We start from the raw sequence: 17,559 nt of genomic DNA, 5'->3' as shown, positions 1-17,559 counted from the left end.
GCTCAGGTAAGGGAACGACTTGTTCCCTTATCCTGTTCCTGATCGAACCACAGCTTAAGCAGACGTTCAAAACCCAAAATACAATAACCGAAAAACGGGTTACTCCAGTAAATATCATCATCATATTTCTGAGGGTCATGAATGATAAAAGATGTATTTGCTGCCTGCGATAATGGGCTCTGATAATCACCGGTAAAACAGACGAGATCGATATCCTTGCCTTCTAATGCTTTCATCCAACTTAAAGATGAACTGCTGCGGCCAGATTTAGAAATAATCCAGATAGCATCAAATTTCGTCGCCGCTTTTTGTTCCAGAATTTCATAATCTGGCCACAGCGCCAGGCTGGCATTCACTCCCGTTACCAGGAATTTATTATAGATATACTGAGCAATTAGCTGTGAAAAACCACTACCATGAATAAGAATGCGCTGCTGGCGAAGATTCTGCAATAACTGCGGCAACCGCTCTGTTGGCTGAATGTGCATAAAATCAATGTCGTTGGTGACATCCAATCGTGGCAAGGTGATATTAAATTTAATGAAATACACCATTTCAAGCCAACCACTGAAATTAAGTTTCTTTGATAACCTGACTAATGAAGATGGATTACTGTAGCAACGTGCCGCCACTGAACGAATGCCTTCTCGCAAACACTGTTCGGGATCGTTTTGAATATAACGTAGCACCGTTAATTCTGTTTTATTGAAGGAGACATCACGGAATATATTTTCCAGCTCCATACCTACTCCGACGTTAAATAAAAATAGCATAGCTGATATAACGCTTACAGTCTGTGTATCAGGTCACTCATTCGGAATGATATAAATATGAACAGGCATTTTACCCTACTGGCGATGGTCTTTTTTCTATGGGGGATAATTACCTCGATAAATAGCACCATTATTCTTTTCTTTAGCCAATACTTTGCCGTTAGCTGGCAGCAGGCAATACTGGTGACAGTGATTTTTTACGTTGCACCGTTCATGGTGTGCTTGCCATGCGCGCAACTGATAACCCGATTGGGCTATCGCCGGGTCTTGCAGGGAGCCCTGCTGCTGAGCGCTACCGGGTCGCTAATTCTGGCGCAGATGGTGATGAAATCCACTTTTTTGGGCGCGCTATTCGGCATGTTTGTGATTGCTTCCGGGGTATCGGTGCTCCAGGTGGTCGTCAATCCTTACCTGACAGCACTCAGCACACCCGCACGTCAGGTTGGCAACCTCAGTCTGGCCTCAGCGGTAAACTCACTGGGTACCACGCTGGCACCGGCAGGAATCGCGCTACTATTTCGCTTATCGCCAGCGCAACAACCTGTGAGCGGGCTGTTTATCGGACTGGCGATGGTTGCGCTGACGCTGATGGCATGCACCACGCTGTTTCGCCTGCCGGACGTTCGCATCACAACCCACACGCCATCGGTCGCCAGCCTATGGCGGGTTCGGGAAATTTGGCTCACTATCCTGGCGATTTTTCTATATGTCGGAATAGAAGTATCGCTGGCCGCGAACCTGACGCCCTATCTTATTGCCTCAGGCGCCTGGAGCGCAGACACCGCGCTGTCGCTGCTCTCCTTCTACTGGGGAGGGGCGCTGGTAGGGCGTCTGCTGTTTGGCTTTATTGCTCATCCATCTCGTCATTCCGCCATCTTTCGCACCGTCACCCTGTCCGGCTTTGCACTAATACTTTTTGCCGTGGTGCTGAATAACGCCGCAGGTGGTATTGCTTTGCTAATGGTAGGGCTGGCAAATTCGGTGATGTACCCGATGATTTTTGGCCACGCATTGATCCGTTGGCCTACTCTCGCAAGTCTGCTGGCGGGCGCTATGGTAATGGCGGGAATTGGCGGCGCTGCGCTGCCGTTGGCGCAGGCATGGCTTGTCGAAGCGACCAGCTTACGACTGAGTTTTTTGCTGCCGATGAGCCTGTATCTTTTGTTGATGCTATGGGGGGAATATGTGATGAAACCAGAAAAACTCACCCTCTCTGCATTGGGAAAGGGTGAGTGTGAAACGTGAGTTAACGTTTAGAGGCTAATCACTAGTTCATTATCCTGCGCCGTAACCACCACGCCGAGTTCGCTAGCTGCTGGTACCCCGCCCAGCACGCTAGCCACCTGCTGAATATTACGCAGGCACAGCGTCCAGTTACGTGCCTCACCATTCCCTTGCACGGTGACGGTATTACCTACACGCTTTGCCTTCAGCGTGAAGATAACCGAGCCGTCCATCGCAGGCACTTCACACACCGCTTCCCGGCCCTCCTGCAGATGGAACAGCTGGAACGCGGTTCCTTCGTGCCAGGCGTAATCCGGCTTCTGGTTATTGCTGCCCAGCGCCAGCAGAGTGTTCTCGCGCACGTAGACTGGCAGACTCAGGAAGTCATGCTGTTGCTTATGCCAGCGGCTGCCAGACACCTCATCGTTATGCCACAGATGCGTCCAGCGTCCTTCCGGCAGGTAAAACTGCACATCGCCCGCCTCGCTAAACACCGGCGCAACCATTACGCTATCGCCCAGCATGTACTGCCGGTCGAGGTAATCGCACGCCGGATCGTCGGGGAACTCCAGCATCATCGCACGCATCATCGGCGTGCCTTGCTCGTTGGCGCGCGCCGCTTCGCGATAAAGATACGGCATCATGCGGCATTTCTGTTCAGTGAAATAGCGCACCACATCGCAGGATTCATCATCGTACGCCCACGGCACACGGTAGGATTTACTACCGTGCAGGCGACTATGGCTGGAGAGCAGCCCAAATGCACACCAGCGCTTATACACATGCGCAGGGGCGGTATTCTCAAAGCCGCCGATATCGTGGCTCCAGAAACCAAAACCAGAGAGACCAATGGATAAACCACCGCGGAGGCTTTCCGCCATCGATTCATAGTTGGCGTAGCAGTCACCGCCCCAGTGTACCGGAAACTGCTGTGCGCCCACCGAAGCTGAACGAGCAAACAGGACAGCCTCTTCTTCACCGACGGTGTCTTTCAGCACGTTCCACACCAGTTCATTGTAGATGTACGCATAATGGTTGTGCATTTTCTGTGGATCAGAACCGTCAAACCACTGCACATCCGTGGGAATGCGTTCGCCAAAGTCGGTTTTGAAGCAATCCACACCGATATCCACCAGACCTTTCAGTTTGTTGGCATACCACTCACAGGCTTGAGGATTGGTGAAGTCATAAATCGCCAGGCCCGGCTGCCATTTATCCCATTGCCACAGGGAACCATCCGGCCGCTTGAGCAGGTACCCCTTCTCTTTCAGTTCGTTGAAAATCGGTGATTTTTGCCCGATGTACGGGTTGATCCACACGCACACCTTCAGCCCTTTCTCTTTCAGGCGGCGGATCATACCTTCCGGATCCGGGAAGGTCACAGAATCCCACTCAAAATCGCACCACTGGAAGGCTTTCATCCAGAAGCAGTCAAAGTGAAAAACGTGCAGCGGCAAGTTGCGCTCGGCCATGCCGTCGATAAAGCTGTTGACCGTCGCTTCGTCATAATTGGTGGTGAACGACGTGGTCAGCCACAGGCCGAACGACCAGGCTGGCGGCAGCGCGGGACGGCCAGTGAATTGGGTATAACGGTTCAACACGTCCTTCGGCGTTGGGCCGTCAATAACGAAGTATTCCAGATACTCGCTTTCCACGCTGAACTGCACTTTCGACACTTTCTCAGAGCCGATTTCAAACGACACACACTGCGGATGGTTCACCAGTACGCCGTAACCGCGGTTGGTGAGATAAAACGGGATGTTCTTGTAAGACTGCTCGGTACTAGTGCCACCATCGCGGTTCCAGGTTTCTACCGTCTGGCCGTTGCGCACCAGCGCGGTAAAGCGTTCACCCAGGCCATATACCGTTTCCCCGACACCGAGATCCAGGCGCTCAAACATATAGTTACGCCCGCTGTGGGCATCCTGCACGTAGCCGTTATTTTTCAGCTGACTGCCGGTAATACGCTCGCCATTACGCAGGAAATCCAGCGACCAGAACTCCCCTTTGGTGACGCGCACGCTTAAGTTGCCGCTCTTCAGCTCGGCAAACTCAACGGTGTTCTGCATCTCAACGTTAACGTCTTTCAGCACGTTCAGTGGGTAATGCGGGCCGGTATCCAGCGCACCCTGGAAGTGTTCCATACGTACGCCCACCACCCCTTCCTGCGGAGAGAAAAAACGCAGGGTAAACAATGGGATATCCAGTTGCCAGGTACGTTCACGCACGTCGCGCGGCGCAACGTAGACAATCATCTCATTGCCCTGCTGTTCAACCTCGAACACCTGAATCGGGTTAATCACGTTCAGACCGGGTTGAATCAGCCAGTTTCCATCGCTTATTTTCATTGCTGGTTCCTTAGTTCTGTAATTCTTTCGTCGTGAAATCCTGCTGATTACGACGCGTCCCCTGAGACAGTTGACTCATGATTTCAGTCAGATACGGGGTTTTCAGGGTGTAGAAGCGCTTGGCAATCACGGCACTCAGCAGGTAGCAAATAGCCGGGACAATGGTGAACAGTGCGATGATGATACTAATGGTGGCGCTGTTCTGGGTTTTCGCTGCGGCGTCGTAGCCCCCACCTGCCAGCATCCAGCCAATCAGTGCCCCACCGAACGCCAGGCCCAGCTTGAGCACAAACAATGTGCCCGCAAAGCTGATCCCCGTCAGGCGTTTACCGTTGCACCATTCGCCGTAATCAACGGTGTCGGACATCATCACCCACTGGATTGGCGTTACGAGCTGGTGCAGTACGCCAATCACGAAGATAAAGGCGAACATGGTGATGCTGGCGTGCATCGGCACAAAGAACATCGTCAGGCTCGCCACCGCCAGCGCGGCGTTGGTCCACCAGAAGACGCTGACTTTGCATTTCCAGTCGGTGAGCGGCTTCGCCAGCGCAGAGCCGATCAGGTTACCAACGCAATAGGTGGTGAGGAAGGCGACAAACACCTCCGGCGTACCCAAAATCCAGGTGACGTAATACATCATCGCCCCGCCGCGAACACAGACGGCCAGGATGTTGAGGATGGTCAGTAGGCCAACGATGCGCCATTGATCGTTTTGCCAGATGTCGCGCAGGTCTTCACGCATCGAGGTGGTGCTCGGCGGCGCTTCCACGCGTTCTTTGGTGGTGAAAAAACAAAATGCCAGCATCAGGAAGGCCACCACCGAGAGCACGGCAATCCCGCCCTGAAAGCCGAACGCTTTATCCTCGCCGCCAATCAGATTCACCAGCGGCATCATCAGCACGGTGGAGAGCATGCCGCCCGCCGTCGCCAGCACGAAGCGCCATGATTGCAGGGAGATACGCTGCGTTGGGTCATTGGTGATGACACCGCCCAACGCACAGTAGGGGATGTTCACTACGGTGTAGAGCAGAGTCAGCAGGGTGTAAGTGATGGCAGCATAAATCATTTTACCGTTCAGGCTGAGATCTGGCGTACTGTAGGCCAGCACGCAAACCAGGCCAAACGGCAGTGCGCCAAACAGTACCCACGGACGAAATTTCCCCCAGCGCGACCGTGTACGGTCGGCAAGCAGCCCCATGCAAGGGTCTGAGATGGCGTCCAGCGCGCGCGCCAGCAAAAACATGGTGCCGACAAATCCGGCCGGAATACCAAAAATATCGGTGTAGAAGAACATCATATATAACATGACGTTATCGAAGATAATGTGGCTCGCCGCATCCCCCATCCCGTAGCCAATCTTCTCTTTAACAGACAGAATCTCACTTTTCATTACGCATCCTTGTTAGCACTTTCACACGCCCTGATACCGGTTACAGTTCTTGTAAACCATCCCTGTGAGCGCGGGTATTCCGATTTCTCGTTATCAAATTATGATTCTTGTTTTCTGTGATCAGGGTAGCGTCGAAAAATATGATGAAATGTAACTAACGGATTTATTGAGGATTTATATGAAATCGATCATAGCAAGACAAAAGGGAAGTTAAAAAAGTGAGTGAGGGGGTGTGGAAACCCCAGGAAGTAGCTATAATGCGCCCCGCCTCCATGTAGCAATCGAGGCGCGGAAGATCGTCATCTCCGGTGAGGTGGCTGGACTTCAAATCCAGTTGGGGACGCCAGCGTTCCCGGGCAGGTTCGACTCCTGTGATCTTCCGCCAAAATTACTCTTCTGAACTCTCCCGGCGTCAACAAATCCCTTCTAATCCCTTATATATCTGGCATTCCTTGTATCCCGAGAGCAATCGACTTCAACCAGTTTCAAACGGTTTTTGGGGTATAAACTTGAAAAGTTCATATTTTTCAATTTATTGATGTATTTGTTCTAATCCCTTCGCCCTCCACGACCTATTTCTTATTGACTCTCATGATTCAATTATTCTTCGTAATTTCAATGTGTTTCTTTGTTTAACGGTCACTTACTGCACGAAGATAAAGGCTAAACCGATTGTGGGAGACGATCGGCGGATTTCGATACCACTTTCGGGAGATACCTCATATGAAACTAACAATCTACAGGAGCCAAAAAGATATCTTTGACGCACTCGGATAGTACGGTCTTGTAAAGGCTGGTTAATCCTTCCAATTCGCGATACCGGTGTCCTAAATATCACTTTTGTATCCGTCTGGTACAAAAAATTAATGTTCAATAAATTGGATTTATTTAATAAATTGCAAGGGATATGTTAGAGTGCTTGTCTGAAAATATATCAGTAAAAATAAAAGTCACGTAATTAATTTTTAGAATATAATTCCATAGTTATCTTTTTTTGAATACAATATAAGATTTTTCATCCTGCATAAATAAAGTAGTCTTTTTACAAGTCAATTTTCTCTTATAGGCAGTAACATCTTTTAAATAATTTAGACTTGGTCTGATTTAAAAAAGGTACTTATTTATTTTGTTAAAAATATCTTAAGGAGCTTGATCATTATCGATAATTTATTAAGGTGACTAGTTTTAGTCTCATTATCCGATCAAAACTTATGTAGATACAAAAAACATATGAATTAGTTTAGTATTTATACCATTTTTAATACTTGCTATGCTGAGTAGTTCGTGAGCCTTATGTATATTATGTCACGCTTGCTGAAAAACATGAAAAATATAGTTAGATAGACTTGAGTCGTACTGATTAAAATATAACACGAGATAGCTAAGAATTTAAACGTAAAGACACGGGTGACAATTCAGCCAAGGTACCTTTAACCTCGGTATGTATGCTGTAAGTTTGTAAGAAAATGTTTCTGTGTGTTTTGAGAATTTTCTCATTTTGAATAAAAGATGAAAGTGCGTTTTCACAAGTAGCGCTAAAAATACACCAATAATCGCATTAAAATTCCTATATTCATTAGTAATTCAAATCTAAGAATGAATGATTGATAGTTTTTAGCTATGAATGGCGAGGGGTTGATATCACATCCTTGTTGTGTAAAAGTTCATCTCATGCATTTAACAATATTAATAAAATCAATTACTCGATTGTTAGGTATTTTTTAGAGGGTAGATGTGCTTAAAAGTACACACTTACCTTTCCATAGATGAAATAGAGTTGTTCGAGGTTATGGAGGCTTCATGAAGTATCAACATTTCTGGCCACTAAATGATATTTACTTTGGAGTTGGTGTCGCTAGTGTTATTGATGAAATGTCACTGATTACAAACGAAAGAAATTATTTATTTGTGAATCTTAATCAATACAGCTTACATAGCACCTTGGTTTTTTTCTCACGGAATAAAAATATCTAAAAATATCAATAAAATCATAATCATCATTTCAAGTTCACGGTTGATGCCTTTGGCTCTTTTTTGGCTGGATAATATCAAAAATGTTATTGCTGTTTTCGATACCTCAACACCTGTGTCGGAGATGATTAAGAAAATAAGCCTATATCGAAATGGTGACAAGATAACGGCAGGGCGAAGGGAATGTAACTTTAAGATTAGCAACAAAGATATCATGAAGATGAAGTACTTCTTAACCGAAAGCGGTATGGAGGAGCTTCAGGATAGATTCATGAACTCGCCGTCAACATTGTATCGTTGGAGAAAAGAAATCGCCCATAAATTCGGCGTGCGGGACCCTCGATATCTTCTATTGCCAGAATAAGCAGATATGCGTTATCTCAATAAGAATTACAATTAAAGCTCCGATCTTTAATTGTTGTTTTAGAACTGATACTGCATACGACCTCCATTTAACTAAAATTAGAAAATATAACATTTCTAGCCTTCCTTAGACTAGAAACTGTCGTAATTTCGATAAGAATAGATACGCTGGCTAAGATCGTCAGGGGCGGTAGCGTTCCAGAAAATATCTGGAATTTATTTAAAGTGAATAATTATTAAATAAGGGATTTATCAGTAATGATCAGCAAAGATGATGTGAAAATTGCCATTATTGGACTCGGGTATGTTGGTTTGCCATTAGCTGCTGAATTTGGGAAAATTCGTCAGGTGGTTGGTTTTGATGTTAATCAGAAACGTATACTTGAGCTAAAAGAAGGGATCGATGTCAATCTCGAAACCACAGAAGAAGAGCTACGTGATGCTCGCCATCTGACGTTTACCTCATCAATTGATGAAATCAGAGAATGCAATTTTTACATCATTACCGTCCCGACACCGATCAACGATTATAAGCAGCCAGATCTCACCCCTTTGATTATGGCAAGTGAAACTGTTGGTAAAGTACTGAGACCAGGCGATATTGTGGTCTATGAATCTACGGTATATCCAGGATGTACTGAAGAAGAATGCGTGCCGATCCTTGAGCGTATGTCCGCAATGACGTTTAACAAAGATTTCTTCGTCGGATATAGCCCAGAGCGTATCAATCCCGGCGATAAAAAATACCGTCTGACAACTATTAAGAAAATTACCTCTGGCTCAACTGCAGAAACGGCCTGTCTGGTTGATGAGATCTATCAACAGATCATCACGGCAGGAACGTACAAAACGGAAAGCATTAAGATCGCGGAAGCGGCAAAGGTGATTGAAAATACCCAACGCGATCTCAATATCGCGCTGGTAAATGAATTGGCGATAATCTTTAACCGATTAGAGATTGACACTGAAGCCGTGCTGCGAGCCGCGGGAAGCAAGTGGAACTTCCTGCCATTCCGTCCGGGACTGGTTGGTGGTCACTGCATTGGCGTCGATCCCTATTATCTGACTCATAAATCTCAGGGCATCGGTTACTATCCGGAAATTATCCTCGCGGGTCGTCGACTGAACGATAATATGGGTAACTATGTTTCGGGACAGTTGATCAAAGCCATGATCAAAAAAGGGATTAATGTTGAGGGTTCTAACGTTCTGATTCTGGGGTTCACCTTTAAGGAAAACTGCCCGGATATCAGAAATACCCGCATTATCGATGTTGTAAAAGAATTGGGCAATTACAGCTGTAATGTTGATATTTTTGACCCTTGGGTGGATGCTGAGGAAGTCGAAGAGGAATACGGGATTGTACCTGTATCGGAAATCAAGGCAGCTTCTTATGATGCTATTATTGTCGCCGTTGGCCATGAGCAGTTTAAGAAGATGGGGAGTAATGATATTCGTGGCTTTGGAAAAGATAAACACGTACTTTATGATTTGAAGTATATCCTTTCACCTGAGCAGTCAGATGTGAGGTTATAATCATGACAGCTTATGATGAATTAAAAATACAACTCGTTCTTGAACCAAAACGTTGGCTTATTACTGGCGTAGCAGGTTTTATCGGCTCTGGATTATTAGAAGAATTACTGTTTTTAAATCAAACTGTAGTTGGGTTGGATAACTTTTCAACTGGCTATCAACATAATTTAGAGGATGTGCGTGCCGCTGTCAGTGAAGAACAATGGTCCCGGTTTACCTTTGTTCATGGGGATATCCGATCGTTTGCCGATTGCCAGGCTGTTTGTGAGAACGTCGATTACGTTTTACATCAGGCCGCTTTGGGAAGCGTGCCACGTTCCTTGAAGGATCCTATCACGACAAATAGCGCTAATATTGATGGTTTTTTAAATATGTTGACGGCGGCGAGAGATGCACATGTATCTGGTTTCACCTATGCCGCAAGCAGTAGTACTTATGGTGACCATCCCGATTTACCTAAAATTGAGGAACGGATCGGCCGGCCATTAAGCCCGTATGCGGTGACAAAATACGTCAATGAATTGTACGCCGAGGTATTTGCTCGCAGCTATGATTTTAATGCTATTGGCCTACGCTACTTTAATGTATTTGGTCGCCGCCAAAACCCTAACGGAGCATACTCTGCAGTCATTCCTCGCTGGATACTATCGCTTCTTAAAGATGAACCAATTTATATCAATGGCGATGGCTCAACAAGTCGGGATTTTTGCTATATAGAGAATGTGATTCAAGCCAATCTATTATCAGCAACGACTAATGATTTAGCCTCAAAAAATAAAGTCTATAATGTGGCTGTTGGAGATAGAACTTCGTTAAATGAACTTTATTATCTCATTCGCGATGGGCTGAATTTATGGCGGGACGAACAAAGTAGAGCTGAACCAATTTATAAAGATTTTCGCGACGGTGACGTTAAACATAGCCAGGCAGATATTACCAGAATAAAAACATTTCTTTCATATGAACCTGAATTTGATATCAAAGAAGGACTTAAGCAGACTCTAAAATGGTATATCGATAAACAGACTGCTTTGTATTCCTGAGTATAACTACTCACTTTCCTTTCACGTGGATGAATTTAATGAAATCGTCAGGGATGTTTACGCTAACAGCCATTGGTAGTTGCCGTATTGTGAGTCCGGTAAAACGAGCTCAGCCTTATTTTAATTTTCAGGCTAACTTTAAAAAAGTATATGGTTTTACTCATACGAGCAGCGAGGCATTACAGCAGGTACGTTTTGTTTTGGGCTTGATAGATATTCCAAAAAAGGTCCGGCCTTTTATTTTTAGACCTGCCGTAAACTATTCAAACACCGATGTTCATAGTCGTTCTGATTTCTATATCGTCGAGATTTCAAGTCAGAAGAAGATTATGGCCTATGGTTTCTGCTTACAAATAAATTATTTAAATCGTCATTTCTATGAGTTTTTTAGCCAAACAGAGCGGGCGCGTGTGTACTGGTCGCTGGCCACGCAAGGAAATCAACATAAACTGCTGGCCTATCTCAAAGACGATCCCTGTTTTGCCGGAATGTCGGAAGACGATCGTGCCTTATTAAGCAATATCAATGTCGAGCAGATGGATGAGCATGCTATCGAACAGGATATGATCGAAATCGTTCAGCTTCTTGGTCACGATCGCGTTATGTTTATGACTCATGTTGATGCCGTGACTCGTGCCGGAACCGTCATTCAGTCCCGCAGTCGGTTAATTAAAAATGTCGACGCTATCGCCGCCAGAATGGGTATTCCTTGCGTTAATCCGACAAATTTGATGGAAAAGTGGGGGCAGAAACGTGCCCTGGAAAAAAATGGCGACGATCTTACTCATTATACCGACATGTTTGGTGACGCGATCGTTGCGGCTATTTTTAAGGGAGTGATCAACAATACCAATCATCATCTTGATGAGGGGCGGCAAGAGAAACAAGATAAAATACGTGAGATTACCTTATCGATCACTAAGCAGCTTGCAGATGGCGACATTATTGCTGCATCACAGCAACTTTTTGCCGCATTAAGAAATCAGCAGCAAGAGCCTGTTCTGATCCAACTTCGGTCCGTAATTTTCAGCCGTTTAGGTTATTATGAACAGGCTTATCAGGATATTAGTGATGTTGAGAAAATTATCGGTACGACGGACAGTACATTACGTTGTCGACTGAGGTCTCTACATGGATTAGCGCGTTGGCGGGAAGCCTTATCGACAGCCGAAATGATGCTTTCCAATGAAATTGAAGATGAAGAAGTACTTACTGTTGCCGCCGGCTCAGCCGATGCTTTACAACTGTTTGATAAGTCATATCAATACTGGAAACGTGTGCTGTTATTGAATCCTGAAACCCAAAGCGGATGGGTTAATTTCCTGAGCAGCACGCAATATTTCAATGATGGCACTGCATTCTCCGAAGCTTTCCATGCCGGCATTCAATCGCAGTGCCTAAATGATGCGTTTATGGAAACAGCGTTATCTTTGGCAATCAAATTTAGTGATGAATTGATTTTCATGCATGCGCTCGAGCAGCTACTCCGCCATGAGTCAGAATTTGCGCTGACGGTATTGTCGACGATTCATGATACCGGTCTCGTCATTCGCACAGCTTTCTGCATCAAAAATATGAGCTATCATCAGGCGCTTAGCACCTCGTATAAAGATAAACTCCACGACGTTTTTGAGGCATGGAACAATACCGCGCTGTCGCTACATTCGGTTGATAATTTTGTCTCACTGAGTACTTCGCTGGTGTACAGCTACTCTGCATTTATGGTTTATCCCCATGCACGTATTTCACGCTTTAATAATGAAGTTAAAACGGCATGGCGCGAGAAATTAAGAGAAATGTATGAGCGCGGGGATTATGAAAATATCCTGACAGGGGCGAAAATTGTGTGGCCACTTCTGGAGTTCGATCCCATTAGCACCGTATATTGTGCAAGAACTCTGGTGAATCTTGGTGCCTGGAAAGAAGCGTGCACGTTGGCACACATGACCTTGATTCGTAACTCGAACATTACCAGCCTGCAGTCGATTATGTTACGCAGCATACGTCATATTAACGACATTCCGTTCCTCATTGATTTGATTGCTAACGTCATGAGTATTTCTCCATCATTCCAGAATGCCTCGATGAACGAGTTGTTTGAGAAAGAGTGTCGCAATGTTGCAACCAGAGCACTTAAATATGTACGTCAAAAGAAAAGTGAAGGTCGTCTGGATGAAGCATTATCTGTATTGATTAGCCTGAAACGAATTGATCCTGATGCTTCTCGCCTGATGCGTGAATTTAAGCAAATTATCAGGTTATTTAATGAGTCACTGAAGGATGGCGGCAGTACTATCGCATCTTATGAACATCTAGATTATGCGAAAAAATTACTCGTTTTTGATAGCGAAAATGCCTATGCCTTGAAATATGCTGCATTAAATGCAATGCATTTACGCGACTACAACCAGGCTTTGCAGTATTGGCAGCGACTGGAGAAAGTGAATGGGCCAACGGATCCAGTGGCCAAGCAGATCTCGACCTGCATAACCGCATTACAAAAAAATACATCAGGGAAGTCGTAATGATTACGCAGGAAGAAAAGATAGCTGTGCTAGGTAAAACGCTTTCAACATTGAAAAAAGAGAGGAAGCTTGAGCAAGCTATTACGTTAATTGACAATGAATTACCGGCTGAAGCTTTAACTTCATTAGCTATGCTAAAAAAAGCCGAATTTCTTCATGATTTCAATGAAACGGAGCGTGCATACGCGCTCTACGAAACGCTGATTGCGCAAAATAATGATGAAGCACGTTATGAGTATGCACGGCGTTTATATAATACGGGGCTAGCCAAAGATGCGCAGCTAATTCTTAAAAAGGTTAGCAACAACGTACAGAAAAAATATAACAATTATTTAGGCAAAATAAATAAGATCTGCGATTTGCTTGAACGTCTTGAAGGGGAAACGATCCCTGTGGGGACCAACACCCGTATTATTGCAATGAAGCATGCCATCTTGTTCTACCGAAATCGTCAACCTCGACAGCTTCCCGTCGGGTCTTTCGGTCGTCTTGCGCTCTGTACTGGTTCGCTAGGTAGCGGTGGTGCAGAACGTCAGATTTCCAGGCTGGCTATCGAGATCGCCAGAAAGTATCGGCAACAGGGGAAAATTGGCGACCTGAAAGTAGAAGAACCGGTAGAGCTCATTATTCGCTCCCTGACACCGGAACTCAGGCAAGATTTTTTCCTGAAAGAAGTGCTGGAAGAACAGGTCGAGGTGCTTGAGATCGCGAAGATTACCGGAAACTTCTTTGATGATGCGACAATAGAATCTCCGGAGTTGCGCTTATTGTTATCTCATCTGCCGCCGGTGTGTAATTACGGCATCAAGCATCTGGTCCCCCACTTATGCGAGCGCAAGCCGGATTATCTCTCCGTTTGGCAGGATGGCGCTTGTCTGATGATTGCGCTTGCAGCGTTGATTGCTGGCGTGCCCAGAATTCAACTGGGATTACGTGGGTTACCGCCGGTAGTGAGAAAGCGTCTGTTCAAGCCGGAATACGAGCCTCTCTACCAGGCACTGGCGGTTGTGCCTGGCGTTGATTTTATGAGTAACAACCATTGTGTGACCCGCCATTATGCCGACTGGCTGAAGTTGGAGGCGAAGCACTTCCAGGTTGTATATAACGGCGTCTTACCGCCATCTACCGAACCCTCTTCTGAGGTGCCACATAAAATCTGGCAGCAGTTTACGCAAAAAACACAGGATGCGGACACGACTATCGGCGGCGTTTTCCGCTTTGTCGGCGATAAGAACCCTCTTGCATGGATTGATTTTGCAGCACGCTATTTACAGCACCACCCCGCCACGCGCTTTGTGTTGGTAGGCGATGGGGATATGCGCGCTGAAGCACAGCAACGCGCTGAACAGTTGGGGATTCTGGAAAGAGTACTATTTGTTGGCGTTTCGCGTGACGTGGGATATTGGCTGCAAAAAATGAATGTATTCATTTTGTTTTCGCGTTATGAAGGGCTACCCAATGTGCTCATTGAAGCACAAATGGTCGGAGTGCCGGTGATTTCAACCCCTGCTGGTGGATCGGCAGAATGCTTTATAGAAGGTGTTTCAGGTTTCATTCTTGATGATGCACTGACGGTCAATCTTGACCAGGCTTGCCGCTATGCAGAACAGTTGGTCAATTTATGGCGCAGCAGAACCGGTATTTGCGAACAGACGCGGTCATTTTTACAAGAACGCTTCACCGTGGAACATATGGTGAGAACGTTTGTACAAACCATTTCCTCTCAGCCTCGTTAATTAATGGGCAGCATTTTTTCAGTTATTTCATTTATAAAATAAGCCATGAAAAAAATTATTATATTGTTAACGACGTTTTTCCTGCTTTCGGGATGTACTATTCCCAGGGCGGTATTTAAATCCAGCCTGATTAATCAGGACGATCCTCGTTATAATCTGGTCGAAGTCACTCCGACATTAAAAATGAGTGATACCGATACTGTGCCGAAAACTATTATCGATCCGGTCTTTGTCGCAAATAACTGGCACTGGACATCTTTGGCTAAAGGCGATGTGCTGCATATCACTATTTTATCCTCGGGCGGGGCGGGGTATTTATCCAATAACGCGAGCGGCGACCGTGCGGATTTTGAAAATATTCTTGTGGCTGACGGTAATACCGTTCAGGTGCCTTATGCCGGGACAATCCCGGTTACTGGATTGGATGTGACGCAACTGGCTGATGAGATCAGACAGCGACTTGCGCGCGTTGTCCTGAATCCCCAGGTGCTAGTGACACTTACCGCCCGCACCGGGGCCATGGTGACGATCGAGGGCAGCGGGAAAACGGGTCGTTACCCTCTCGAACAGAGTATGAATCGTCTGAGTCATTTTTTGGCAACGGCAGTGGCAGTAGAAAATACCAGCGCAGATATGATGGAAGTTCACGTGACGCGCCAGCAGCATTATTTCACTGCGCGACTGTCAGATATTTATCAGTATCCCGAGCTGGATATTGCCTTACAGCCGGATGACCGTATCACTCTACGTCAAGTGACCGAGTATGTTAATGTGCTCGGCGCAGCGGGTGTTCAGGGGAAACATGCTCTGGTTCAGCGTCATTCCAGCGTGGTGGATGCTTTGGCACTGGCGAAAGGATTAAATGACAATCTTGCCGATCCGCAGGCGGTTTTTCTGTACAAGCATAACGAAGCGGAACAGGCGAAGCAGCAGATGCGTAAGCTGAATATCTATCATGTCGATATGAGCCAACCTGACTCGGTGTTTTTAGCACAGGCCATGCGAGTGGAAAACGGCGATGTTATCTATATCTCGAACGCCTCTTTGACTGATTTCGCTAAGGTGAAAGCCGCATTCGATAGCTTTTTGATCCGCGGCTCAAACTCTTTCTAACGTCGCCATATGAATATTTTGAAAAATAATACTTATTATTTTATGAAACTCATTACTGTCTGTGAGTTAATCATTTTGTTAATGTCACGCGATATAAAAACACGCTATAACGGTAATTTGCTAAACTATATGATGGTGCTGGCCGTACCACTGGTATGGATAACCATTACCGTTATTTCTTTTCAATATTTAAATCGCACGGTGCCAATATTCACTGACGATATCAGCTTTGTTATTGCAGGTATATTACCGTATCTGTTATTTCGTTATACCATTACCGCAACTATGCGCACCCGTTCATTCTTTACATCGTTGGCGGTTGTCTCGCAGGTTAAGAAAAGGCATGTAATTTTTGCTCTTGCCGCAGTCGAATTTGTTAATGCGGTTATCATTTATATTATTGTTTCATTGATTAACTTTCTTATATTTTCTCGTTGGGAAGCCCAGAAACCGATCCTGATTTTTGAAGGGATGGTTATCGCATGGCTTCTGGGGTTATCGTTTGGTTACTTTTGTGATGCCCTGTCTGAACGGTTCCCGCTGGTCTACAAAGCCGTTCCTGTGGTGCTAAGACCTATGTTTTTGATTTCGGCTGTCTTTTATACGGCGAATGAATTGCCCTATTCATTATTAAGCATATTCAGCTGGAACCCTCTACTTCATGCTAATGAGATAGTCAGAGAAGGAATGTTTGAGGGGTATCACTCCTTGTACCTTGAACCTCTTTACCCTCTGGCATTTTCCGCAACGTTATTCCTCGCGGGCATCATTTTTCACCTGATCTGTGACGCTGAAAATCAATGACTTTTGCTTCAGGAGAGACGCGTTCGTGTTCGGTTTATTAGGTTGTACACGCTATTTTGAGTCTGATAAGGGCCCGCGGGTGGTCCTTGATAAAACAGATTTTGTCATGGATTACCATGAGCACATCGGTATTCTGGCGGCCCCTGGTTCAGGCAAAACGACGCTAACTCGATTGCTGTGCGGCATAGATGCTCCTGATGAAGGGGATTTTATTGGGTTACGGGGCGATGCGCTCCCGCTGGGGGCAAATGCTTTTGTTCTGCCAGGGTTAACCGGCGAAGAAAATGCGCGCATGATGGCAAGTCTTTATGGCCTGGATGGCGATGAGTTTTCACATTTCTGCTATCAATTGACCCAGCTTGAACAGCGTTATACCGACAGGGTGAGTGAATATTCTGTCACGATGAAAGCGCATCTGGCATTTGCCATTAATTTACTGCTTCCCTGCCGCCTTTATATTGCCGATGACAAGCTGTACACCGGGGATAATGCCTCACAGTTGCGTATGCAGGCGGCGCTAGCGCTTGAGCTGCAACAGAAAGGATTGATTGTACTAACGCGCAACCCTCGGCTTATTAAAGAACACTGTCATGCGTTTGGCGTTTTGCTACATGGAAAAATTACGATGTGTGAAGATTTAGCACAGGCATCTGCGCTTTTTGAACAAAATCAGTCAAATCAGGCGACGATTCAAGCTGATGATTATTCCTTTGATATATAGATAGAAAAT

Annotated in this window: 11 protein-coding genes and 1 tRNA gene; 9 read left to right on the top strand and 3 right to left on the bottom strand. The window is 45.8% G+C overall.

What is annotated here, in order from left to right:
• Positions 1–2: 2 nt before the first annotated feature.
• Positions 3–743, bottom strand: a complete 741-nt coding sequence (locus tag OGY15_RS11470) for a MurR/RpiR family transcriptional regulator (RefSeq protein ID WP_286539234.1) — start codon at positions 741–743, stop codon at positions 3–5.
• An 87-nt stretch (positions 744–830) separates the two neighbouring features.
• Between OGY15_RS11470 and OGY15_RS11465 the strand changes: the two genes are divergently transcribed.
• A complete protein-coding gene (locus tag OGY15_RS11465; RefSeq protein ID WP_187259829.1) occupies positions 831–2,018 on the top strand; it encodes an MFS transporter in 1,188 nt (395 codons plus the stop codon).
• Between the two features lie 8 nt (positions 2,019–2,026).
• On the opposite strand, the gene yicI is transcribed toward OGY15_RS11465, so the two are convergent.
• Positions 2,027–4,345, bottom strand: coding sequence for an alpha-xylosidase (yicI, locus tag OGY15_RS11460; protein WP_286539231.1), 2,319 nt, complete (start codon positions 4,343–4,345; stop codon positions 2,027–2,029).
• Positions 4,346–4,355: 10 nt separating this feature from the next.
• On the bottom strand, positions 4,356–5,738 hold the full coding sequence (locus OGY15_RS11455; RefSeq protein ID WP_286539229.1) for a glycoside-pentoside-hexuronide family transporter: 1,383 nt from the start codon (positions 5,736–5,738) through the stop codon (positions 4,356–4,358).
• Positions 5,739–6,028: 290 nt separating this feature from the next.
• Between OGY15_RS11455 and OGY15_RS11450 the strand changes: the two genes are divergently transcribed.
• The 8 genes from OGY15_RS11450 (at position 6,029) to vexC (ending at position 17,550) form a co-directional block, all read left to right on the top strand.
• Positions 6,029–6,123 (top strand) — tRNA-Sec (locus OGY15_RS11450).
• Between the two features lie 2,207 nt (positions 6,124–8,330).
• Positions 8,331–9,608, top strand: coding sequence for a Vi polysaccharide biosynthesis UDP-N-acetylglucosamine C-6 dehydrogenase TviB (gene tviB, locus OGY15_RS11445; protein ID WP_151217050.1), 1,278 nt, complete (start codon positions 8,331–8,333; stop codon positions 9,606–9,608).
• Between the two features lie 2 nt (positions 9,609–9,610).
• Positions 9,611–10,651: a Vi polysaccharide biosynthesis UDP-N-acetylglucosaminuronic acid C-4 epimerase TviC gene (gene tviC, locus OGY15_RS11440; protein ID WP_151224014.1), complete on the top strand. Its 1,041-nt coding sequence runs from the start codon at positions 9,611–9,613 to the stop codon at positions 10,649–10,651.
• A 29-nt stretch (positions 10,652–10,680) separates the two neighbouring features.
• Positions 10,681–13,176 (top strand): Vi polysaccharide biosynthesis protein TviD, encoded by a 2,496-nt coding sequence (gene tviD, locus OGY15_RS11435; protein ID WP_286539226.1) that lies wholly within the window; start codon positions 10,681–10,683, stop codon positions 13,174–13,176.
• Positions 13,176–14,912, top strand: a complete 1,737-nt coding sequence (gene tviE, locus OGY15_RS11430) for a Vi polysaccharide biosynthesis glycosyltransferase TviE (protein ID WP_210904100.1) — start codon at positions 13,176–13,178, stop codon at positions 14,910–14,912. The genes tviD and tviE overlap by 1 nt, the downstream gene beginning before the upstream one ends.
• A 45-nt stretch (positions 14,913–14,957) precedes the next feature.
• The gene (vexA, locus tag OGY15_RS11425; RefSeq protein ID WP_286539223.1) at positions 14,958–16,025 is read left to right on the top strand and encodes a Vi polysaccharide ABC transporter protein VexA; all 1,068 of its coding nucleotides are present in this window, start codon (positions 14,958–14,960) and stop codon (positions 16,023–16,025) included.
• A 9-nt stretch (positions 16,026–16,034) separates the two neighbouring features.
• Entirely contained in the window at positions 16,035–16,829 is a 795-nt protein-coding gene (gene vexB, locus OGY15_RS11420) for a Vi polysaccharide ABC transporter inner membrane protein VexB (RefSeq protein WP_210904098.1), read from the top strand.
• A gap of 25 nt (positions 16,830–16,854) precedes the next feature.
• On the top strand, positions 16,855–17,550 hold the full coding sequence (gene vexC, locus OGY15_RS11415; RefSeq protein ID WP_151217059.1) for a Vi polysaccharide ABC transporter ATP-binding protein VexC: 696 nt from the start codon (positions 16,855–16,857) through the stop codon (positions 17,548–17,550).
• The last annotated feature ends 9 nt before the right edge of the window (positions 17,551–17,559 follow it).

The organism is Citrobacter sp. Cu231 (assembly GCF_030332265.1).
GTDB classification, from domain to species: Bacteria; Pseudomonadota; Gammaproteobacteria; order Enterobacterales; family Enterobacteriaceae; genus Citrobacter; species Citrobacter meridianamericanus.
Note: the sequence above shows the minus strand (reverse complement) of the source record. Positions and strands in the feature narration are given on the sequence as shown.